The sequence below is a fragment of the Pseudoalteromonas sp. 2CM28B genome, assembly GCF_023161935.1.
Genome location: NZ_JALNTH010000003.1, coordinates 294,948 through 317,329 on the forward strand (window position 1 = coordinate 294,948; position 22,382 = coordinate 317,329).

At 40.3% G+C, this 22,382-nt stretch carries 24 protein-coding genes; 9 read left to right on the forward strand and 15 right to left on the reverse strand.

The window, feature by feature from the left end; translation table 11 throughout:
* Positions 1-45 precede the first annotated feature (45 nt).
* Positions 46-918 carry a DMT family transporter gene (locus tag MTN96_RS05975; RefSeq protein ID WP_054982394.1) on the reverse strand — a complete coding sequence of 291 codons (873 nt, stop codon included), beginning with the start codon at positions 916-918 and terminating at the stop codon, positions 46-48.
* A 383-nt stretch (positions 919-1,301) separates the two neighbouring features.
* On the opposite strand from MTN96_RS05975, the gene MTN96_RS05980 reads away from it, so the two are divergent.
* The 4 genes from MTN96_RS05980 (at position 1,302) to MTN96_RS05995 (ending at position 4,411) form a co-directional block, all read left to right on the forward strand.
* A complete protein-coding gene (locus tag MTN96_RS05980; protein WP_248442546.1) occupies positions 1,302-2,666 on the forward strand; it encodes an adenine DNA methylase in 1,365 nt (454 codons plus the stop codon).
* A gap of 8 nt (positions 2,667-2,674) precedes the next feature.
* Positions 2,675-3,100 carry a YcfL family protein gene (locus MTN96_RS05985; RefSeq protein WP_024032667.1) on the forward strand — a complete coding sequence of 142 codons (426 nt, stop codon included), beginning with the start codon at positions 2,675-2,677 and terminating at the stop codon, positions 3,098-3,100.
* Between the two features lie 11 nt (positions 3,101-3,111).
* Positions 3,112-3,729: a penicillin-binding protein activator LpoB gene (gene lpoB, locus MTN96_RS05990; RefSeq protein ID WP_024032666.1), complete on the forward strand. Its 618-nt coding sequence runs from the start codon at positions 3,112-3,114 to the stop codon at positions 3,727-3,729.
* Positions 3,730-3,943: 214 nt separating this feature from the next.
* Positions 3,944-4,411, forward strand: a complete 468-nt coding sequence (locus MTN96_RS05995; protein WP_004587767.1) for a glycine zipper 2TM domain-containing protein — start codon at positions 3,944-3,946, stop codon at positions 4,409-4,411.
* A gap of 84 nt (positions 4,412-4,495) precedes the next feature.
* Here the strand turns inward: MTN96_RS05995 and MTN96_RS06000 are convergent, their stop codons facing one another.
* Both MTN96_RS06000 and MTN96_RS06005 read right to left on the reverse strand, forming a co-directional pair.
* Positions 4,496-5,713, reverse strand: coding sequence for a pyridoxal phosphate-dependent aminotransferase (locus MTN96_RS06000; protein ID WP_004587766.1), 1,218 nt, complete (start codon positions 5,711-5,713; stop codon positions 4,496-4,498).
* A 263-nt stretch (positions 5,714-5,976) separates the two neighbouring features.
* On the reverse strand, positions 5,977-6,321 hold the full coding sequence (locus MTN96_RS06005) for an Hpt domain-containing protein (protein ID WP_004587765.1): 345 nt from the start codon (positions 6,319-6,321) through the stop codon (positions 5,977-5,979).
* Positions 6,322-6,458: 137 nt separating this feature from the next.
* Between MTN96_RS06005 and MTN96_RS06010 the strand changes: the two genes are divergently transcribed.
* From MTN96_RS06010 to MTN96_RS06020, 3 genes are all read left to right on the forward strand, one after another.
* The gene (locus tag MTN96_RS06010; RefSeq protein ID WP_248461377.1) at positions 6,459-7,055 is read left to right on the forward strand and encodes a tRNA-uridine aminocarboxypropyltransferase; all 597 of its coding nucleotides are present in this window, start codon (positions 6,459-6,461) and stop codon (positions 7,053-7,055) included.
* 16 nt (positions 7,056-7,071) lie between these two features.
* Entirely contained in the window at positions 7,072-7,854 is a 783-nt protein-coding gene (locus MTN96_RS06015) for a CLCA_X family protein (protein ID WP_248530952.1), read from the forward strand.
* 98 nt (positions 7,855-7,952) lie between these two features.
* Positions 7,953-8,612, forward strand: coding sequence for a type IV pili methyl-accepting chemotaxis transducer N-terminal domain-containing protein (locus MTN96_RS06020; protein WP_248530953.1), 660 nt, complete (start codon positions 7,953-7,955; stop codon positions 8,610-8,612).
* 95 nt (positions 8,613-8,707) lie between these two features.
* Here the strand turns inward: MTN96_RS06020 and dcd are convergent, their stop codons facing one another.
* Both dcd and apbC read right to left on the reverse strand, forming a co-directional pair.
* Positions 8,708-9,295 carry a dCTP deaminase gene (gene dcd, locus MTN96_RS06025; protein ID WP_004587761.1) on the reverse strand — a complete coding sequence of 196 codons (588 nt, stop codon included), beginning with the start codon at positions 9,293-9,295 and terminating at the stop codon, positions 8,708-8,710.
* Between the two features lie 6 nt (positions 9,296-9,301).
* Positions 9,302-10,378: an iron-sulfur cluster carrier protein ApbC gene (apbC, locus tag MTN96_RS06030; RefSeq protein ID WP_248530954.1), complete on the reverse strand. Its 1,077-nt coding sequence runs from the start codon at positions 10,376-10,378 to the stop codon at positions 9,302-9,304.
* A 187-nt stretch (positions 10,379-10,565) separates the two neighbouring features.
* Between apbC and metG the strand changes: the two genes are divergently transcribed.
* Together metG and MTN96_RS06040 are read left to right on the forward strand one after the other, a co-directional pair.
* Positions 10,566-12,587 (forward strand): methionine--tRNA ligase, encoded by a 2,022-nt coding sequence (gene metG, locus MTN96_RS06035; protein ID WP_064385641.1) that lies wholly within the window; start codon positions 10,566-10,568, stop codon positions 12,585-12,587.
* Between the two features lie 256 nt (positions 12,588-12,843).
* Positions 12,844-13,500: a bifunctional 4-hydroxy-2-oxoglutarate aldolase/2-dehydro-3-deoxy-phosphogluconate aldolase gene (locus MTN96_RS06040; RefSeq protein ID WP_248530955.1), complete on the forward strand. Its 657-nt coding sequence runs from the start codon at positions 12,844-12,846 to the stop codon at positions 13,498-13,500.
* A gap of 57 nt (positions 13,501-13,557) precedes the next feature.
* On the opposite strand, the gene MTN96_RS06045 is transcribed toward MTN96_RS06040, so the two are convergent.
* From MTN96_RS06045 to MTN96_RS06090, 10 genes are all read right to left on the reverse strand, one after another.
* Positions 13,558-14,202: an MOSC domain-containing protein gene (locus tag MTN96_RS06045; protein ID WP_248530956.1), complete on the reverse strand. Its 645-nt coding sequence runs from the start codon at positions 14,200-14,202 to the stop codon at positions 13,558-13,560.
* A 76-nt stretch (positions 14,203-14,278) separates the two neighbouring features.
* Complete coding sequence (locus MTN96_RS06050; protein WP_055253245.1) at positions 14,279-14,644, reverse strand: hypothetical protein; 366 nt, start codon at positions 14,642-14,644, stop codon at positions 14,279-14,281.
* 39 nt (positions 14,645-14,683) lie between these two features.
* On the reverse strand, positions 14,684-15,142 hold the full coding sequence (moaE, locus tag MTN96_RS06055) for a molybdopterin synthase catalytic subunit MoaE (protein WP_248530957.1): 459 nt from the start codon (positions 15,140-15,142) through the stop codon (positions 14,684-14,686).
* A complete protein-coding gene (locus MTN96_RS06060; RefSeq protein WP_055253241.1) occupies positions 15,142-15,441 on the reverse strand; it encodes a MoaD/ThiS family protein in 300 nt (99 codons plus the stop codon). Before MTN96_RS06060 ends, moaE begins: the two co-directional genes overlap by 1 nt.
* A complete protein-coding gene (gene moaC, locus MTN96_RS06065; protein WP_248530958.1) occupies positions 15,419-15,889 on the reverse strand; it encodes a cyclic pyranopterin monophosphate synthase MoaC in 471 nt (156 codons plus the stop codon). Before moaC ends, MTN96_RS06060 begins: the two co-directional genes overlap by 23 nt.
* A gap of 1 nt (position 15,890) precedes the next feature.
* On the reverse strand, positions 15,891-16,430 hold the full coding sequence (gene moaB / locus MTN96_RS06070) for a molybdenum cofactor biosynthesis protein B (protein ID WP_055253239.1): 540 nt from the start codon (positions 16,428-16,430) through the stop codon (positions 15,891-15,893).
* Complete coding sequence (locus MTN96_RS06075) at positions 16,427-17,053, reverse strand: molybdenum cofactor guanylyltransferase (RefSeq protein ID WP_121637370.1); 627 nt, start codon at positions 17,051-17,053, stop codon at positions 16,427-16,429. The genes moaB and MTN96_RS06075 overlap by 4 nt, the downstream gene beginning before the upstream one ends.
* Position 17,054: 1 nt before the next feature.
* Positions 17,055-18,026, reverse strand: a complete 972-nt coding sequence (gene moaA / locus MTN96_RS06080; RefSeq protein ID WP_121637369.1) for a GTP 3',8-cyclase MoaA — start codon at positions 18,024-18,026, stop codon at positions 17,055-17,057.
* Between the two features lie 16 nt (positions 18,027-18,042).
* Positions 18,043-20,733 carry a nitrate reductase gene (locus MTN96_RS06085; RefSeq protein WP_248530959.1) on the reverse strand — a complete coding sequence of 897 codons (2,691 nt, stop codon included), beginning with the start codon at positions 20,731-20,733 and terminating at the stop codon, positions 18,043-18,045.
* A gap of 21 nt (positions 20,734-20,754) precedes the next feature.
* Complete coding sequence (locus tag MTN96_RS06090) at positions 20,755-22,281, reverse strand: FAD-dependent oxidoreductase (protein ID WP_248530960.1); 1,527 nt, start codon at positions 22,279-22,281, stop codon at positions 20,755-20,757.
* Positions 22,282-22,382: the final 101 nt, after the last annotated feature.

A 22,382-nucleotide genomic window follows, 5' to 3' on the forward strand; every position in this document is an offset into this window, starting at 1 on the left:
TAAAAAGCCATCAGTACTGATAAAACGTGGCAACTTTTATTGGCATTACCGCGCTGTATGCTTATTTAATATAAACACCAATACCGAGCCAAGTATTAGTGAGCTTGCAATAATAAACTCCACTGTTACCTGCTCAGATAAAAACAACATACCAGCGATAGCAGCCAGTACAGGCACACATAACTGTACGACCGCCGCTTGCGTGCTTTTTAGTAGCGGCATGGCCACATACCAAATACTGTAACCAATGCCTGATGCAATGGCGCCCGAGGCGCACGCTAGTAACACCCCTTGCATACTTACTGTTTTTAAATAGCCTATTGCTACAAGTAATAAAACAGGAATAGCCACTAAGCTTCTAATAAAGTTAAAGGCGGTGGTCCGCAGCGGCGATACACACGCTTTACCGCGTATACTGTAAACGCCCCATGCAACGCCACTTAACGCCATAAGCGATGCCCCTAACAAAGAAGGCACAGCGGCAGAGGGCAACATTAAATACACAAACCCAGCTAACGCGACAAAAAAAGCCCCCCACTGCAATTTACTTAGCTGCTCTTTTTTATATATGCCCCAACCAATCATGGTAAGTTGCACCGCTGAAAATAAAATAAGCGCACCGGTGCCTGTATCTAGCTCTATATAAGCAATAGAAAAACAAAGTGCATATACCAATAAACTAATACTGCTTCGCCAACTTCCGGTATCACTTAAAATAGCGTCATTAAGCGCCCCCTTACGCTTAAGGTTATACGTATATACAGCCATAATTAAGCCTAAACACACGGCACCACTTACGAGCCTGATAATTGTAAAATTCCACGCATCAATATAACCTTGCGCTAACGCCATACGGCAAAGTAAAGAATTTGCCGCAAAGGCTATTAATGCAACGAGGGTGTATAAAGTGGCTTTCAAAATCGCTCCTTAACTAAAACCTTATAATGAGATGCTTTAAATTGGCTTGCTCAGCCAGCTCTGTATTTAAACAGCTGAGCCATTTAGCTGTAAAGCGGCATTGTTGTAATTACTCTAATCTTATTCGCAGCATTATAACTTTATATACTGCTAAATTGCTGTAATTAAGCGTCTATCCTCTGGTATTCACAAGCTATTCATGATGATATGCCTACCTTAAATACACGTAATTTAACTAACTCGCGCTGACCTTAGGGAGAATAATTTTTAAATCCTCACAGGTCTATATGCCCTAAATTAGGCTACGCTTTTTTACACTATTTCACACAAATCCAAAACCAGAGTATGTTAATCTTTAAAACCTAACTATATAGGAGTGCTCAGTGCGCCAAAGTATAATTTTAAGTGTTTGTTTTATATTAAGTGGATGCAGCACCATAGGCTTTAATGATTTATTTAACGACTATGCAAGCCAAATGACGCCTGTAAGAAACGCAATTAAAAATAACAATATTGAACAGGCTCAATCACTTATTGCCAACAATAGTAAGTTACACAGTAGCTATTTACTTAACCAATTAGAGCAAGCCCGTTTAAAAGACCTTGCTAACGAGCAAAGTCTTTCACAGCAACAATTTGAAAATGTATACGCCCAGGTACAAACAAAACGAGAAGCAGCAAAAATTCAATTAAGTGCAGGGCTTGAACAAAGTAACGCCTTATTTACTAACGACTCTGCCATTACCTATGTACCACCGGCATATGAAATGAGCATGCTACATAGCTACAAAGCACTTAATTATGTATACAACAGTGATTTAGAAGGCGCCTTGGTTGAAATACGTCGCGCTAACAAAGTACAAGTCGATGCACTTGCAGATAATAAAACACAAATAAACGACACAATTGAGCAAGCACAACAGCATTACCCAAGTATGAGTAATGTGACACGCGGTATTAAAAATGGTTTTCAAAATGCCTTTACGTTTTATTTGTCTGCGCTGTTGTACCAAAGTGATAAACAATACGATGATGCCTACATTGATTATAAAAAAGCATTAGAGATTCAACCTGACAATCACTACTTACAGCAAGATGTAATGCGATTAGCTAAAAAGCAAGGTTTTAACCAAGATTTAGAAGAGTTTGAGCGCCGCTTTAGCCCATTAAAGCCCCTTCGTGCTAATCACGGTGAAGTGGTTATATTGGTTGAACAAGGCTTAGTGCCTAAACAAGATGAATTTAAATTACGCTTGCCTATTTATACCTCAGGTGGCGATGCGCGTTTTTACAGTTTAGCAATGCCGGTTTATAAAGATAATGCGTTTATAGCTAACATTAATGGCGTAAATATAGGTTCGCAAAATTTAGAGCTCAACCCATTAGTGCATATAGAAGCATTAGCGGCTAAAACATTAGAGCAACAAATACCGGCTCGCGTATCTAGGCAAGTATTACGCTTAGTAGCCAAAGAAAAAGTGCGCGCAGAGCTTGCACGTAGCACAGGTGATGTAGGCAATATCATTGCTAATATTTATAATTTGGCGTCTGAGCAGGCCGATACACGCAGCTGGCTTACTTTACCTAATCAAATAAGCATGGCACGTAGCAGTTTAAATGCAGGGTCGCATACACTTTTAATAGGCAACCATGCGCCTATTAATTTTACCGTTAGTAAGCAAGGGTTAACCTTAATTTACCTAACCTCTATTAATAACTATTTTAACTACCATGTGGTTCAACTCTAGGAGTCATCATGAAATATACTTTGCCATTAGTGGCTGCATTAATGCTTGGGGCATGTGCAAGCCAACCTGATACATCAGGCATTTCGGTTGAGCAAAGCAAAAATACATTTAACGAGCAGTTACATGTTGATAATCCTGCTCTAGGTGAAAAGCTTGCCATTACCGATGTTAAAACACGCCAAACAAACCAGTTAACCGACGTGGTAGTAACACTAAGCAGCCAATATAAAAAGTCGCAATATTTACAGTATCAGTTTAATTGGTACGACAAAGACGGGTTTGTAATTAAAGGAAACCACTCACCTTGGCAAGCCTTAACACTGTTTGGTTTTTCTAAAACACAATTACCCGGCTTAGCGCCAACACCGGATGCGGTTACATTTTCGCTCGCTGTAAGAGAAGTGTCTACCGACGCACAAGAATTTAAAGAATAAGGGTTATAAAGATGATCACTACACAATTTAAAACGTTATCGAGTTATGCAGTTATTGGCCTTAGCGCACTCATTTTAAGCGGTTGTGCCAATAAAGCCGTAGTTAGTTATGGCGACGCGCAAGCAGTAGAAACCACCGATATAAACTTTGGCTCTACCGATTTACAAAAAGTAGCCAGCCAAATGACCGACTCACTACTCAGCTCGCCGGTTATTGGTACAATGACCCAAAACAAACGCCCTGTGGTATTTGTTGAGCGCATTAAAAATAAAACCAGTGAACACATAGACACTGAATCTATTACCGACTCAATCTCTACGCAACTGTTGCGCAGCGGTAAGTTTCGTTTTGTTGACATGACCCGTGTTGAATCAGTACGTGAGCAGCTTAACTTTCAAAACGAAGATGCCCTTGTAAATCCAGCCACCGCAGTTGCCTTTGGTAAACAAATTGGTGCGCAATACATGTTGTACGGCAACTTATCGAGCATTGTTAAATCAAATGCTGATAAATCAGATGTGTATTACAAATTTACAATGCGCTTAATGGATATGCAAAGCGGCCTAGTAGAATGGGCAGACGAAACTGAAATTCGTAAAACGAAAGAAAAATCGACATTTGGTTGGTAATAGTACCAATTAGCTTAATTAACTGATCTATTTTGAGGCTGGATAAACGCGTTGATAGCTAGGAAAAATTGCTATTTATTTGTTTTAAATGAGAATTTTTAACTTAGTTAGCGACACGATTAGCCGCAAAATGATTAAGTATTTTTGCGCATTGGTATACATATCCACGCAAAGGCAAAATATCGCCTTTGCGTAACACCAACAGGAGACATCTATGAAAGCCTTAACCATAGCAATGTGTGCATTGCTTACACTCAGTGCACCAAGTTTTGCTAACTATGAGCGAAACAAAGCCGTGCCTGTACAACAGGTTTTATTTGGCGATGTAAAATCTGTACGTAAAATTACCGAACAAGAGCTTGTGCAAGACAAAAATAATGGCTGGAAAACCTTTGGCGGCGCCCTACTCGGGGGTGTTGTCGGTAATCAATTTGGTGGTGGGAGCGGTCGTACCGTCGCCACTATTTTAGGCTCAGTCATTGGCGGAAGCGTGGCGCATAATAATCAGCAAAAAAGCTATTATAAGCAAACACACCTCGTAGAGTTATTGATTCAGGTAGAAAACGGCGATCAATACATGGTGGTACAAGACCAAGACCAGTCAATGCGCTTTAGTAAAGGTGATAACGTACGGTTGGTCTATTTAAGTGATAATACCGTAAGAGTTGACCGCGCGTACTAATAAGCCCTATCAGCATTATCGCGTAAATAAAAAACGAGCTATTTAAGCTCGTTTTTTATTTTACAGCGCATTAGTTGGAATTAACTAAACTTGGCGATAGTCTTTAAAAAAGCGCTGCATTTTAAGCATCGCACTCGATAAATCGTCTTTGTTAGGTAAAAACACTAACCTAAAGTGATCTGGCTCTGGCCAATTAAATGCACGCCCATGCACTAATAATATTTTTTCTGCTTTTAGTAAATCAAACATCATTTTTTCATCATCAGTGACATTAAAATGAGCCGTGTCTACTTTAGCAAAGGCGTAAAGCGCCCCTTTTGGCTTTTTACAGCTTATCCCTTCAATAGCATTAAGCCCACGCCAAGCAATATCGCGCTGAACATATAATCGCCCGCCTGGGTCGATTAAGCTATCTATTGATTGCACACCCCCTAGCGCTTGTTGTATCGCATATTGCGCGGGTACATTGGCACACAAACGCATAGACGATAAAATATCTAGCCCTTTACGTAAATCTTCCATTGCAGAAGTACGCCCGCTTAGTACCATCCAGCCCATACGAATACCCGCTGCACGGTAAGTTTTAGCTAAGCCATTAAAGGTAATAATGGGCACATCGTCGCATAGCGCACCAATTGAGGTGTGAGTGATGCCATCGTATAAAATCTTTTCGTAAATTTCATCGCTAAGCAGTAACAGCTTATGCTCGCGCGCCACATTAATTAACTCTAAAAGTAAATCGTCACTATAAACCGCCCCGGTTGGGTTATTAGGGTTAATTAGTACAAGCGCTTTTGTTTTAGACGTAATTTTACTTTTTATATCAGCAATATCTGGAAACCAGTCTTGCTCTTCATCACATAAATAATGAACAGGGTTGCCGCCTGCTAATTTAACTGACGCGGTCCACAGTGGGTAATCAGGCGCAGGAATAAGCACTTCATCATCGTTATTTAATAACGCTTGAGTGATCATTTGGATAAGCTCGCTCACCCCATTACCAATATAAATATTATCTACATCTAGGTTATGTAAACCTCGTTGCTGGTAATGCTGATAAACCGCTACACGGGCTGAATATAACCCCTTAGAGTCGCAGTAGCCTTGGGCCGAATACAAATTACGAATAATATCGCGATGCATGTCCTCTGGCATATCAAAACCAAACGCCGCAGGGTTGCCAATATTAAGCTTTAGTACCTTTTGACCTTCGTCTTCCATTTTTTTGGCTTGCGCTAAAACCGGTCCACGAATGTCATAACATACACCTTCTAATTTGTGACTCTTTTTAATATCTGACATTTTTACCTCTTTGGGGCGAACTGGCTTTATGGAAAAAAATAATGAACTAGGAGTGGGTTTGTTCAATGCGAGGGTTATAACCTAATGGGCTCGGTAAAATTGTGTTACTAGCCCAAGGGTGGCCCTTGGGCAATGCGTGATCAAATTTATTATCGAGAGGCCAAACACGCCCTAGTAAAGTCTAAGACTACCCTAGTAAAGGCGTAAAATGCCAGCGTAATTAGTTGCTTAATACTGAAATAAATTCACGTTAACAAATAAAGTTAATTAGACTCTACCCACGCTCTTAATTGGGCCTGCGAACCACTTACTTGCGCCAATAAATCTGTAGATGCCGTAACAGCTTGCGCTAAGTTATCTTGATTTAGATTAAGTTCAATATCACGGGCTACATCAGATAAACTCGTGGCACCAAACTGAGCCGCGTTCGATTTTAAACTATGGGCATGACGAATCGCCGCTTCTTTATCGTTACCAATGGTTGCAATTACTTCATTACCAAGGCGCTCAAATTCACTGCAGCAAAATTCAAGTGTATCTTTAAACTGCTCACCAAGTAACGACTGCATACTTTCTAGAGCAGCCTCATCTATTTGTACTTCTGTCATATTTTAAGCCCTTTTAAACATTCCGTGTCATTTTATAATTAATAGTATTACTGTATATCTATGCGTAAAAAAATCCAACTTTATTACTTTATAAATGTATAATTATCAAAATACACTCGCAATAAAAAGTTTAATTAATGACTCGCCAAGTTTGTGAACGCTGTTTGTTTACGCCCTCTACCTGTATATGCGGGGCCATTAAACGTTTAACAAATAAAGTTAGCGTGGTTATTCTACAACACCCCAGTGAAGAAAAAATAGCGAAAAACACGGCAAAATTGCTTAATTTGAGCCTAACTGACTGCAAAATAATCAAAGGGGAAAATAACACAGACTTTGCCATGCTCAACTCTTTACCTGTGGAGTCCACGGTACTGCTCTACCCTAATGAGCACGCCACCAACTTAGATGATACAAACCCAAAGCCAGCCTTAAGTAAAATTACGCACTTAATCGTGATTGATGGCACCTGGAAAAAAGCCTATAAAATTTTGCAGCTGACCCCGCTACTCACTAAATTTAAAACAGTGAGCTTTAAGCAGTTACCGCAAAACCGTTACGCTATTAGAAAAGCCCCCAGAGCCGACAGTCTTTCTACGCTTGAGGCCGTTGCACATAGTTTGTTGTTAATAGAGCAGCTAAACCCTGCCCCGCTTTACAATTTATTAGACGAACTAATACAAAAACAAACCCAACACATGCCCGAACACGTAAAAGCACGTTACTTAAATTAGCCACCATTAAATGTAAATGCGTAATTACCCAAACAGATTAAAACGCGGATTCACTCGTAAAGGGCCAGACTACCGCTTTGACGACCAAGTTGACTTTAGCGATATTAGAGACACCTTTGGCTTTAGATCTATGGTTGTAGGAAAATGGGTGACCAAAGAAGAGCATTTTATTAGTGCAAACTTAATTTACGATGCCCTCGCCGACCTTGCTCAAATATTACATTTACCGCCCAAAGCTATTGGCCTGCGCGGCAAACTAAATTTTGCCTTTGGGCATGGCGGTCAAAAAGGCGTCCAAGCGCATTATAACGCAGCTTCACAAACCCTTGCTTTAGCAAAAAACGCCGGCGGTGGCGCATTGGCTCACGAATGGTTTCATGCGTTCGATCACCATATAAGCGAGCATTTATTTAATGCAAAACCTCGCTTTGGTTTTGCATCAAATTTATGGCTTTCAAATACGCCAAATTTATCTCACCCACTTAATAGTGCGCTAAACGATTTTTACAAAAACGTGTTTTTAGATTTTGATGGGGAAGATGCGAATGAATTTGTACAAACGTGCATAAAACACGACCAAGCGCACAACATGAATTACATGAGTATGCCTGAGGAATTAGCAGCGCGCTGCTTTGAAGCCTGTATAGAAGCTCACAGCACTATTCAAAATAGCTTTTTGGTTAGTGGCTTAAAAAGCAGTAATTTAATTTACCCTGATAATGAGCATATTAATAAAGCAAATAAAGCCCTTAATAAGTATTTTGAACTACTAGGTTATGCACTTCATAAATCTCAATAAGCCACAAACTACCTTGTAAACTTTAATTACGTGAAAAATCTTATATTTAATCTATCCTATCCTAAAGCATTAATAATTTTAAATTAAGTAGCAATTAAATGGTAAATACTGATTTTACAAATAAAAAGCATGGCGCTATCTCTTTTGTTTATATTGTTCCCTTAACTGTAATTGCAATTTTATCTATCTGTATTCACTTTATGCTTGATGAAGTCATTGAAGCGCAAACCGATACTGGAAAACTCGTAAATGTAAGTGGTCAACAAAGAATGCTTTCGCAACGAGTGAGTATGTTTACTTTAGAGTACTTAATGTATGGCTCGCAGGATTCTAAATTACTGGCCATTAATGCTTTAAACTCTTTAAAAAATAATCATAAATACTTATTAAGTGAGCATTATGGGGCGCAAGTATTAGGCGATGAAAGCCCGCTATCTAAGGAATTGTTAGCAATGTATTTTAAAGAGCCTATTAATGTCGATAAAAAATTAAGTATGTTTTCGGATAGAGTTGAAGAAGTACTCAAGTTAAAAACACAAACACTTAATTTAGATACAGCGCAAGAAAGTTTTTTTTCTTTAGCAAAAGAGCCGCTTTTAAAAGCGTTTAATACGGTAGTTATGCAGTACGAAAAAGAGAGTGTTGACAGGGTTAAAAGGCTGCACACTATTCAAGGCATTGTAATTATAGTTATTTTATTATCTATATTAGTCGAGTTTTTACTCGTTTATAAAGCCAGAAATAAAAAACACATTTAATATCAGTGTAAGCAATAATGCACATTGATATATGTTATTAAGCGTTTAAGCTAGCAAACAAATCTGCTATTTAAACGCTTAATAGTTTTATATTGTTATAGGTTATCGTCGCTAATGCGGCTTGCTACCGCACTACTTTGATCTTTATATTTTGCATCTTTACGAATGTTGTAAGGGTTTTCGCAGGGTCCTGAAAGCATTTCAAAGCTCATTGCACCAATTTTCATCATTGGGCGCAGCGCTAGTGGCAACTTACCTGAATTGTAAAATTCTAAAACAATATTACCACTCCAACCTGGGTCGATTCTGTGAGCTGTTACATGCACCATTAAACCTAAGCGGGCAAGTGACGAACGACCATCTAACCAGCCTACTATGTCGGCAGGAAGTGTTACTTTTTCATGGGTAATGGCTAATGCCAGTTCACCTGGGTGTAAAAAGAAAGCTTCGCCGTCGGCAAGCTCAATCTCTTCACTCATTATTGATTCCATAGCCTTATTTAACTGATCTTTAGGGCCACTTAAATCTACGTACGCTGCGTTATGTGCGTTAAAGGTTCTAAATTTGTTCCCTAAACGCAAATCGGCTGTCACACCCGAAATCATTTCGTTAGTCGGCGCAGGCTCAATCACTATGCGGCCATCGCTTAAATATTCTTTAATATGGGTATCTGAGAGTCTCATTTTTTCTTAGTCCTGCGTTATCACTATCTCAACACTGTGTTGGTGCTGCTGATAAAAAAGCGTGCTGGCAATCAGTCTTGCCGCTGCGCTGTATGTGTTGCTAATAGCCGCGCTGATATCGCTGGCGATTAATTTACCTTGCTCTGAGTATTCACGAATATCTATGGCAAGTGGAATATGGCTTAACACCGGTACGCCGTGTTTATGAGCAAGTTTTTCTGCGCCATCTTTGCCAAACACATGGTTGGCTTCTCCGCAGTGGCTACAAATGTAGTGACTCATATTTTCTATAAGCCCAAGCACAGGTACGTTTACTTTATTAAACATTGCAATGCCTTTTTGCGCATCGGCAAGGGCTAAATCTTGCGGTGTCGTCACAATAACAGTGCCGCTGGCAGGCACTTTTTGGCTCATTGTTAGCTGTATATCGCCCGTACCCGGTGGCATATCAACAATTAAGTAGTCAAGTTCGCCCCAATCTGTCTCGTTTAATAATTGGTTGAGCGCTCCCGATGCCATTGGCCCTCGCCATACCGTTGCGTCATCACTTGGCACTAAAAAGCCGATTGATTGCGCTTTAATGCCGTTGGCATCAAATGGCTGTAGTAGTTTGTTATCTTTGGTTTGTGGCTCTGCACCTACAAGCCCCAATAACATAGGAATAGATGGCCCATAAATATCAGCATCTAAAATCCCTACTTTTGCGCCTTCGCTTTTAAGCGCCCCGGCTAAATTTACAGCAGTAGTTGATTTTCCTACCCCCCCTTTACCTGAGGCAATCAGCACAATGTGTTTAATGGCTTTAAATTTCGCAGGCTCTTTTATAGTCACCGCAGAGTCTATGATAACCGGTGTATTTATACTTTCACTTACGTGCTGCTCAACTAACGGCATTTCTGATTGAGCCGCAAATGGCAGCGTTATTTTAATGTGTATTGATTTATCGTCATTTTGCGAAATGGTATCAATAAAACTTTCATCAATACCTACGGCAAATGCCGCGCTTCGATACGCCGCTAAGGCAGTAATAATCGGTTGTTTTTGCACCGATTTAGAGGAGAATAGTTTCGACAGTCCAAACATAGCAATTAAATAGCGTTTCTTTGATGAAAAGTGCCACAGAATTATGTAACATTCAGGGCATTAACACCAGTCAATTAACAAAAATCCATAAGCTGCGCGTACCGTTAGTCCAAAGCTTATGGATAAATTAATGATAACCGCCTTTTTTGTAGTAAAAATGGTGATTTATCCTCAATTCGGAATGATTATGACGCAGCGAAAGATCCTCATTACCAGCGCATTACCTTATGCAAATGGCCCTACTCACTTAGGCCATTTATTGGAATATATTCAAACTGATATTTGGTCACGTTTTCAAAAGCTACAAGGCCACGAAGCTTATTATGTTTGCGCCGACGATGCTCACGGCACGCCAATTATGCTTAATGCGCAAAAGCAAGGGATCACGCCTGAAGAAATGGTTAAAAATGTAAGCATTGAACGCCAGCGCGACTTTGCCGACTTTAACATTAAGTTTGATAAATACCACAGCACCCACAGCTCAGAAAATAAAGAGCTGAGTGAGCTTATTTATAACCGCCTTAATGATGCGGGTCATATTAAAAAGCACACTATTTCACAGTTATTCGACCCTGAAAAAGGCATATTTTTACCAGATCGCTTTGTAACAGGCACTTGCCCAACGTGTAAGTCTGAAAACCAAAATGGCGATAGCTGTGACTCGTGTGGCGCAACTTACAGCCCAACCGAATTAATAAACCCGCGCTCGGTAATGTCAGGTGCAGAGCCAATTTTAAAAGATTCAGAGCATTACTTTTTTGACCTGCCAGCATTTGAAGGCATGCTTAAAGAGTGGCTACACTCTGGCTCTATTCAGCAAGAAATGGCGAATAAGTTAGATGAGTGGTTTACCGATGGCCTGCAACAGTGGGATATTAGCCGCGATGCGCCTTACTTTGGTTTTGAAATTCCAAATGCACCGGGCAAATACTTTTACGTATGGCTAGATGCGCCAATTGGCTACATGGCAAGCTTTAAAAATCTATGTGACGAAAAAGGCCTCGACTTTGATGCATTTTGGGCTGAAGGTTCTGATGCTGAGCTTTATCACTTTATTGGTAAAGACATTATTTACTTCCACAGCTTATTTTGGCCAGCCATGCTAGAGGGCGCTAATTTTAGAAAGCCAACTAACGTGTTTGCACATGGCTTTGTAACCGTCAATGGCGAGAAAATGTCTAAATCAAAGGGTACGTTTATAAAAGCACGTACTTACCTTGATAACCTAGACCCAGAGTACTTACGTTATTACTACGCAGCTAAATTAAACAGCGGTATTATTGACCTTGATTTAAACCTAGAAGACTTTGCACAACGTGTAAATTCAGACCTAGTAGGTAAAGTAGTAAACATAGCAAGCCGCTGTGCAGGCTTTATTACTAAAAAGTTTGACGGTAAATTAAGTAGCACAATTATGCAGCCAGAACTACTTGAAGAATTTCAAGCTGCTGCACCAAGCATTACTGCCCACTATGAAAACCGTGAATACAGCCGCGCAATTCGTGAAATTATGGCCCTAGCCGACAAAGCAAACCAATTTATTGATGCCGCAGCGCCATGGGTACTCATTAAAGATGAAGCAAAACAGCAAGAAGCGCACGAAGTGTGCTCGCTTGGCCTTAACTTGTTCCGTGTTTTAATTACCTATTTAAAACCTGTATTACCAGGTATGGCTGCAAACGTAGAAGCCTTTTTAAATGACGACTTAGCATGGGATGGCGTTCAAAATGCACTTGTTGCACATCCTATCAATAAATTTAAGCCGCTCATGCAACGTGTAGAAATGGATAAAGTGAACAAAATGGTTGAAGAATCAAAAGAAAGCCTAGAATCAAAAGTAACAATTGACCCTAATAGCCCACTTGCAAAAGAGCCAATTGCGGATGAAATTGAATTTGATGACTTTGCAAAAGTTGACTTACGCGTTGCTAAAATTGCAAAAGCAGAGCATGTTGAAGGCGCCGATAAGCTACTTAAACTTACGCTGGATTTAGGCGGCGAAACACGCCAAGTGTTTGCTGGTATTAAATCGGCTTACGCACCAGAAGACATTGAAGGCAAACTGACTGTAATGGTTGCAAACCTTAAACCTCGTAAAATGCGCTTTGGTATGTCAGAGGGTATGGTATTAGCTGCAGGCCCTGGCGGTAAAGAAATTTACATTCTTAACCCAGACGATGGCTCAGAGCCAGGCATGCGTGTAATGTAATTTATTACTTATAAAAAACCGCTGATATTTCAGCGGTTTTTTTATGAGAAAAAAACGTTTATACCAATCCATTTAATTAAGTGTGCTATTTTGAGGGTGCAAAAGCGTGTTGATAACTAGACAAAAACTCGCTATTTAGTTATTCAAAATGATCAAAGTGAGTGCTTTTTAACGCGTTTAGCCCCAAAATGATTAAGTATTATTGCCGATTGCTGTTACACGTGTGACTCTGTATTAAATAAAGTGAAGTGACATTATGAGCCAAATTTTAAATGCCAACAGAATAAAAATAAGCAACCAAATTAAGCAACATAAGTTAGTTGCTATACTTCGCTTAAAGCAACAAAGCGATGTAGCCCCTTTAATTAATTGCTTAGTTAATACAGGCATTAACGCGCTAGAAATCACCTCAAATACACCTGGCTTTGAGCAAGAAATAGCAAAAGCACGCGCTGCTTATAAAAATACACTCATTGGCGCAGGCACAATAATTAACACCGCCCTTGCGCAACAAGCGATTGATGCCGGTGCGCAATTTATAGTTACACCAAATACTAATCAAGCCGTGGTAGAGCTTGCTCACCGCCATGGTTTACCTGTGTTAATGGGCGCACTCACCCCTACCGATATTGCCAATGCCATAGAGTATAACGCCGATATTATTAAAGTTTTTCCGGCAGGCAGTATGGGGATTAATTACTTTAAAGCGCTAACGGGGCCTTTTTCTGATGTGCCATTAATGCCCGTAGGCGGCATTAATTTAGACAACCTAACACATTGGTTTACAGCGGGGGCATGCGCAGTGGCGGTAAGTAGTGATTTTAGTAAGCCGATAAATAACAAACAGCAATACGACACATTAAGCCAATTGGTGTGCAAATACATATCAGCGGTCGCTCACTTAACAAACTAAATAATACAGCTAAAAGTGAGCTTTTATTAAGGGTAATATAGCTTTAATAACGCTCTTTTAACTCCCCAATTTCTTTTTGATTTTAGTCTGCCACTCAAGTGCAAGCTCGGGTAGTTCAAGTGCTGCTAATAATACGCTTTCATAATCTGGGTAGTGTTTATCAAAAAAGGCTTGAAACAACGTTTTAACCGAAATGTTATGCTCAGCTTTATGTTCAAAAGTCACAGCATCGCCCGTTTTAGCAACACCTTGCTCAAGCACTCTAAAATAAACACCCGTGTGGTAATACTGAGTAAACAGTTTTAGGCTTTGTTTATTATTAAGTGCAATAGCCAATTTAAAGCACGGCACACGGGGCTGGCTTACTTCAAGTAGTGCAGTACCTATACGAATACGATCGCCTATATGAATATTTTGCTCATCAAGGTCTGAAATTGTGAAGTTTTCGCCAAAGGCACCGACTGCTAAATCATCATTTTTAAGGGTCCGCTTCCAATAATCGTAATGATTGTGCGAAAACGCATAAACCGCTTTATCCACCCCGCCATGATTGACTAAATCGGCTTGTTCATCACCTATTATATTTAGCTTTTCAATAACAACCGGCTCATTGGTTGGCGTTTTAAAAATACCGGTTTTGATCTCTTTGCCGTTATGAACAACCGTTTTTATTTTAGAGATGTTGGTAGAGATTATTTTCATCTTAAACCTTTGATTATAGCTAAAAGTAAGAGTGCGTAAGTTTCATCATTCATCCTTGATGATCAACAAAGTAAGATTATAAGTCAAAAATATATAACAAAGTTAAAATAAGAAACACTACAAATACAGGGGTAAGTACATAGAAAAGGATATTTGCTATGGTTTTGTGTTTTTCTCTAAAGCGAAGCATACCATTGTAAGTCGCTCTAAAAAGTGGGAATGTAATAAAAGCTCTAAAAATTGCCCATGAAACAAAACCGCATTGAAGTTTTATTTCCAGCCAAAACTGCTCTGGATTAATATTTAAAGATTGACTCGGAGAGCTTTTGGACCCAATTGACCAGCCAGTTAATAGCTCTAACATAATTATAAAAATAAGTAGAGCCGCTATCCAAAGGTAAGCTGACTCTATTGATTCTCTTTTTGAGATAAATTTTTTCATTAATATTATATAAACGCATTTATATAGGCTTACACAGACCTACTTTTCCCACTTGTTTAACGCTTGCTTGTCGCTTTGTTTAAACTCAACCCAGTTTGAGGAGTCTTTAAAATGCTCTTTTTTCCAAAACGTGGCGTGGTTTTTTAAGTAATCCATTATAAATTGTGCGCCTTCAAACGCGGCTTGGCGGTGGCGGGAGGTGACCCCTACAAATACAATTTGCTCACCAAGGGCTAAATAGCCGACTCGATGAATAATGCTTATACGGGCAAGTTGCCAGCGTGTTTGCGCTTGATCGGCTATCGATTGCAGTAGTTGCTCAGTCATACCTGGGTAGTGTTCAAGCTCAAGCGCGATTACGTTATCGCCGCTACTAAATTCTCGCACCAGCCCTGTAAACGTCACTACGGCACCATCACTTTTGTTATTACTGCAAAGTGCGTCATGTTGCTCGCCTACTGAAAAATCCTGCGTTTGTACTTTAATGCTTATACTCATTAGCCACCTGTAACGGGTGGGAAAAAAGCAAGTTCATCCCCTGCTTTTACAAGCTCATCGCTTGATGACATAGTTTGATTAAGCGCACACAATACATCACGCTCTTCAAGCCATGCCTGCCAATGTGGGTTTTGCTCAACCAGCATGTGTTTAAACGCTTTAATGCTAAGGGTATGCGCTATATCAACGGTTAACTTATCGCACTTTAGGCGCTCTTTTAGTTGGCCAAAAAACAGTACGTTTACATGCCCTGCAGCTGCATCAGTATCATTTAAATTAGTCTCGCTGCCAGCTACCATGCTTGCCTCCTGCTTTTTGCGTTACACGCATACCGTGTATTTCCATAAGCGGGTCGGCGGCTTTACACATATCAAATAATGTAAGGGTCGCCACAGATACAGCGGTGAGTGCTTCCATTTCAACGCCCGTTTTACCTGCTAATTTACAGTAGCTAGTAACTTTAATTTGGCTATTTGCTTCATCAAGTTCAAAATCAACGGCTATTTTACTCAGTGCCAGCGGGTGACAAAGCGGAATTAAATCAGCGCACTTTTTAGCGCCCTGAATACCCGCAATACGGGCTACGCCTAACACGTCACCTTTTTTATTTTGATTAAGCAACACTTGCTCAAAAGCCTGTTTGCTCATTTTAATGTAGGCCTCGGCAGATGCATCGCGCAGAGTGACCTCTTTTAGCGATACATCAACCATGTTTGCTTGGCCGTTTTCATCTACGTGGCTCAGCATATTATTGCTCTCGCGATTCGCATTTTTTACCAATAGTAATATGCGGGGCAAAGTTACATGGCTTGTGCATTGAGTCTAACTGATCTTTTATAATACCTGTCCAGGCTGTTTTACATGCGCCTGTAGAGCCAGGCATACAAAAAATAACGGTGTTATTGGCAAGGCCCGCCAACGCACGTGATTGAATAGTTGAGTTACCAATTTCGCCGTACGAAATATGTCTAAATAGCTCTCCAAATCCATCTACGCTTTTATCAAACAGCGGTGTAAATGCCTCTGGTGTTGAGTCGCGCTCGGTAAAGCCCGTACCACCGGTTACTAAAATGGCGTGAATGGTGTCATCGGCAATCCACTGCGATGCAACTGCTCGCATTTGGTAAACATCATCTTTAACTATGTCTTTATCCGCTAAGTGATGGCCTGCTTCAGTAAGGGCTTTAATTAAATAATGGCCTGAAGTATCTGTAATTTCATCGCGTGTATCGCTTACTGTCATTACGGCAATGTTTAATGCAATTTGTGACTCTGTGGTATGGCTCATAGGGTTCTTCTCAATAAATTAGGTTTGTGTTGGTCAAATTGCTCGTTAACAGCTTTAAATTGCGCCGGTGTATTGGTATTAACAAGTGCATGAGCTTTATTACATTTTAGCGTTTGCACACCAATACTACGGGTAAACTGTTTAACTGATTTATGACTATTTGCGTTTATGAGTAATTGTTTTAAATGACGTTTAACGCTTTGGGTGTTACGAATATACAGGGGTAACGGTTCATTTTCAAAGTGCCACGCATGTATTTGTGGCTGATTTGTTTGAAAGTGGGAATTATCGCTTGCTGCAGATACAATTTGCGATAATAAAGTGCAAGTAAGCAATGGCATATCAACAGCGGTTACAAGTATATCTTGCTCTGTCGCCATTAAGGTTGAATAAATCCCGCCAAGCGGGCCAGAACCTGGGTATATATCAGCTATGTATTGCGCAGTAGTACTTTGTACATTACGGCTTATAAGTACATCACTTGCCCCTGCTGCTGTTAATAACTCACATGCATTTTGCAGTAAGGTTTTATTTTTTAAAATGAGATTGGCTTTATCGCTGCCCATTCTGGATGATTGCCCACCAGCGAGTACAACTCCTGTGAACACGGCTTTATTGCTCATTTTAGCCGCCCAACATAGCTAAATGGGTTGTGGCGCCCGTTAAGCGATTATCAAGCTCATGGCTAATGGTTTTATTGCCCATTGCCGCTTGAATCGCGTTTACAGCGGCTGGTGTATCTTGCTCATTTAAATGCGGGCGTAAGTCTATTCCCTGCTCGGCAAACAGGCACAAATGTAGTTTGCCTAATGACGATACTCTTAATCGGTTACAGCTTTTACAAAAGTCTTTACTGTAGGGCATAATTAAGCCAATGCGCCCCTTAAAATCGTGATGACAAAACTCTTCTGCAGGGCCGTTTAATTTACCTCTTACTACCTGTAACCAACCTTGTGCTAAAAGCTGCGTTTTAACACTTTGCCCGCTTAAATGATTTTGTTCAAAAAAGGTGGCACCATTACCTGTTTCCATTAATTCGATAAAGCGTACCGTTACTTTTTTATGTTTTACCCAGTCTAAAAAATCATTTAATTGGTTTTTATTAAACTGCTTAGCCAGCACTGCATTTATTTTTATATCTTTTATACCCAGCTCAATTGCCCGGTCTATCCCTTTTAAAATATGGGTTAGCTTGTCGTGTCCTGTAATTAATTTAAACATACTCGGGTTTAAGCTATCTATACTAATGTTTAGGGCATCTAGGCCAGCGCTGTAAAACTCATCAATTTTATTAAATAAGTTAAAACCATTCGTTGTTATGGCGACTTTTTCTATGCCTGGGGTGTTTTTACACTGCTTTATAATCTCGGTTACGTCACTGCGTAAACACGGCTCACCGCCCGTAATACGCACTTTTTTTGTGCCAAGTGAAGCAAAAGCATTTACTAAGGTGTTTATTTCGTTTTTATTTAAAAAGTTACGCGGGGTATCGCACTGATACCCGTTTGGTAAACAATAGGTGCAACTAAAATTACACACATCGGTAATTGAGAGGCGCAAATAGTTAAACTGCCGACCAAATTGATCATTAAGCATATGCTTCCTTGTTTATTTACATTTCAACTGCAACATTAATACTGTTAGCGTTTTGCGTAGTATGCTGCTTTATTAATTGGCTTAACTGGGTTTTACACGACCCACAGTTAGTGCCGCATTTTAGTTTAGACCCCAATTGTTCTACTGTATTTTCACCACTTTTAATGGCGTTTATAATGGGTTGTTCACGTACTTTAAAGCAACTACATACTTGTGCGCCTTGAGTAAATTCTTCATCAGGCGTGGCATACAACAATGACTGTAATTGGCTAAAGGTTATTAAAGGCTCTGCAAATAAATGATTTATCCACTCAAGTGATATGTCTTTTTGAGCTGGCGAAATAACTGCAACAAACACTAACTGCTCGTTTTGAATACATTGAATATGCATTGCTTTTGCACTGCCCATTGCCGACCACTGCCCTTGTAACCCTGTCAGTGTTTGGCAATAATAAAGCAAATCATTTTGCGGCTCATTGAGCGCTAACTGGTAGTTAATACATTTGCTTGCGTTAACTTTAAGCCAAAAATCACTGGTTATTTTAAGCTCTGTTTTGCTAAAAATTTGCATGTATTGAGCAAATTGCGCTTTAACTAAATTAACAGCACCATGCTTACACTCAGCCTGGCCCGAAATAGGGTCAACAACCGATTGATAGAGCCCACTTACCGTAGCGGATGAGGCAAATTGCTTGTTCCAGTGAATAGGCATAAAACATTCGCCTTTACGCACAGCCTTCGTCACTTTTGCATGAGCCGTCACTTGCCCTGTTTTAGCATTGGCTGTTATTAAATCGTTTGCTTTTATGTTTAATTTGCTGGCATCTATGGGGTTTATTTCAATATATGGGCGCGTTATATGAGTAGAAAGTGCTGTACTTTTTCCGGTGCGACTCATTGTATGCCATTGGTCGCGTATTCGCCCTGAATTCATTACAAACGGGTAATCGCTTGAGGTTTGTTGCACAGGAAGTTTGGGCGTTATAGGAATAAAGCGGGCTTTTTTATCTGCGGTGCTAAATTGATTATTAACAAAAACCTGCCCGTTTTTATATTGCTCATTTTTTAGTACCGGCCACATAACGGGTTTTAAGTTATCGTACTGCTCCTGCGAAAGCCCCACTAAGGCTGATAAATTTAATAGCCTATCTCCGTTATTTTCAAAATCTGTCAGCTGTGCCCATTCTTCAAAAATGCCACTTGGGTCTGTAAAATCAAATCCTTCAAAACCCATTTTTTGGGCAACTAAACACATTATTTGCCAATCGTTTTTAGCCCCCGAAAATGGCTCAACTAGCGGGCGCTGCCTCGATATTCTTCGCTCTGAATTAGTCACTGTGCCGTTTTTTTCGCCCCATCCGGTTGATGGGAACGCCACATTAGCAAATTTTAGCGTATCACTTTTAGCAATACAGTCAGACACAACCACCAGCTCACATTGCTCAAGTGCATGTTGTATGGCTGCGTTATTAGGAAGGCTCACCATCGGGTTGGTTGCCATTACCCAAATAGCTTTTATTTTCCCTTTGGCGATTTCATCAAACATATCAATCGCATTACACCCTGCTTTTTTAGCTATTGTTGGCGATTGCCAAAAACGCTGCACTAACTGTTGATGCGCGTCGTTTTCAATGTCTAAATGTGCTGCTAATTGATTTGCCAAACCCCCTACTTCACGCCCACCCATAGCATTAGGCTGCCCCGTTATTGAAAACGGGCCACATCCAGGTTTTAACAATTTGCCCGACGCTAAATGCGCATTTATAATGGCATTACACTTATCAACCCCTGAGCTTGATTGGTTAATACCCATTGAATAAAAACTAATAGCGGTTGGGCTTTGTGCAAATAAGGCGTAAAAGTCACTGACTAGCTGCGCGTCAATATCACAAAAATCACTGACCGCTTTAATACTCCACTTTTTAGCCTCTGCAAGCGCTGTTTCAAAGCCGTTTGTATGCGCGTTTATAAATTGCGTATCTAAATAGTTATGTTCACTTAAATAAGTAAGCAAGCCGTTATAAAGAGCCCCGTCGCTGCCTGGTTTTATATTTAAAAAGGTATCGGCAAGTTCGGCTGTATCTGTTTTTCGCGGGTCGATAACCACTACTTTCATGTTTGGATTAAGCTTTTTTGCGCGCTCCATACGCTGGTATAGTACCGGGTGAGTCCAAGCTGCATTTGAGCCAATTAAAATAAGTAGCTCCGTTTGCTCTAAATCGTCGTAGCTACATGGTACTACGTCCTCACCAAACGCACGTTTATAACCGGCAACCGCCGATGACATACACAGCCTTGAGTTTGTATCTATATTGCCTGAGCCTATGTAGCCTTTCATTAATTTATTGGCAACGTAGTAATCTTCGGTCAGTAACTGCCCCGATACATAAAACGCAACCGACTCCGGTCCATGCTCTTTAATAATGGCGTTAAATTTGTTGGCAACGTAATCAGTTGCCGTATCCCAGCTGGCGGGTTCGTTGTCAATAAGAGGCGATGTTAAGCGATTATCAGTGCCTGTGGTGTCAAGCAAATGCGTGCCTTTAACACACAAGCGGCCAAAATTAGCGGGGTGCTCGCGCGTGCCTTCAAGTTTTGTTGGGGTATTATTTAATAATGAAATATCAACCCCACAGCCTACACCACAATAAGCGCAGGTGGTTTGTTTAAGCAAAGGTGTGTTTGAACATGTGTTTAATGTTTCCATACTGCTCTCTTATTATTTGCGTTAAGCGCTCTGTGATACAGGCTCATCTACTGGGATTAGCGTGGCTATTTTATTATTAAGTGCACTGCTAATAACGCTTTGCACTAGTTTTTCACAGCCTCCACAACCCGTACTTGCTTTAGTAGCTTGCTGCACTTTATTTAAATCGCTACAACCTTGTATAACCGCTTGTTCAATAGTGTGTTTTGTCACTTTGTGGCACGCACAAATAATGGCATCTTGTGGCAAATCATCAGCGTTTAGCTCGCCCGCGTCACCTGCAAGCGGCATTATTAATGACTCTGCGGGCACACTAAGCTCAATGCCATTTAAGTGATACTGCAATAAATTATCGTAATCACTGGTATCGCCAACCAGTACAGCACCTATGAGCTTATTGCCTTGCTCATTAGTGACTACTTTTTTGTAAATACCGTTTAGTTGATCTTCAAAGTAATAGCTAATTGCGCCTTCACTGCGTGCATGGGCATCACCAATTGAGCCCACTTCAACGCCCATTAATTTAAGCTTGGTGCTCATATCGGCGCCGCTAAATTCATCAGTTTTGTTTGAATAGTTGCTTAAAGGTGTGTTTGAAGCTGTACTTGAAGAAAGCTGTTGTAAAACATGCCCCGCCGCTACTTTTGCCATCGCGTAGCCCGGTGCTACAAGGCCAAAAATAAAGTTATTCCAAAGGGCGCATTCGCCTATTGCGTATATGTTTTTATCACTCGTTTGGCAATGGTTGTTTATTACAATGCCGCCGCGCTCACCTAATTCTAAATTAAACTCGCGAGCTAGGTTATCGTATGGGCGAATACCGGCCGAAAATACTATCATGTCGGTTTCTAGGGTTTGACCACCCTTAAAGCACATTTTATAACGGCTGTTTTCACCTTCTATAATTTGCTCTGTAGCCACTGAGGTATGCACTTTAACGCCAAGTTCAGTAATTTTATTTTTAAGTAATCGACCACCAGCACTATCTATTTGTACGCCCATAAGTTGTGGTGCAAATTCTATTACATGGGTTTGCAAGCCAAGCTGCTTTAATGCGTTGGCTGCTTCAAGCCCTAATAAACCGCCGCCAATTACTACGCCAACTTTGCTGGCATGTGCAGATTTTTTTATGGCGTGTAAATCGTTAATGGTTCTGTAAACTAGGCAATGCTCACGGTCTTTACCTGGAATGGGTGGTACAAATGCAAATGAACCGGTAGCCAATATTAACTTGTCGTATTCAAATGTTTTGCCTTTTGCAGTAGTGACTGTTTTTGCATCGCGGTTTATATCAACCACTTTAGAATGAGTATGAAAGCACACTTGCCAATCTTGATAGGTTTTACTGCAGGTAAGTGCTAAATCGTCTTCGGTTTTACCTTTAAAAAAAGACGAAAGCTGTACGCGGTCATAAGCGAGTCGGTCTTCACCGCTGAGTACGGTAATCTCCATATTTTGAGTATCACCTTGTTGTGATACTAGCTGTTGTACAAAATGATGGCCAACCATTCCATTTCCGACAACTACAACACGCTGCTTGCTTGGCATTAAAATCACCTGTTTGATTTAAAATACACTTAACTTTAGATGGGTACTTTAAATGTATAATTTATTATGTGTTGGTTATAGCAATATGCAAGCCAGATATA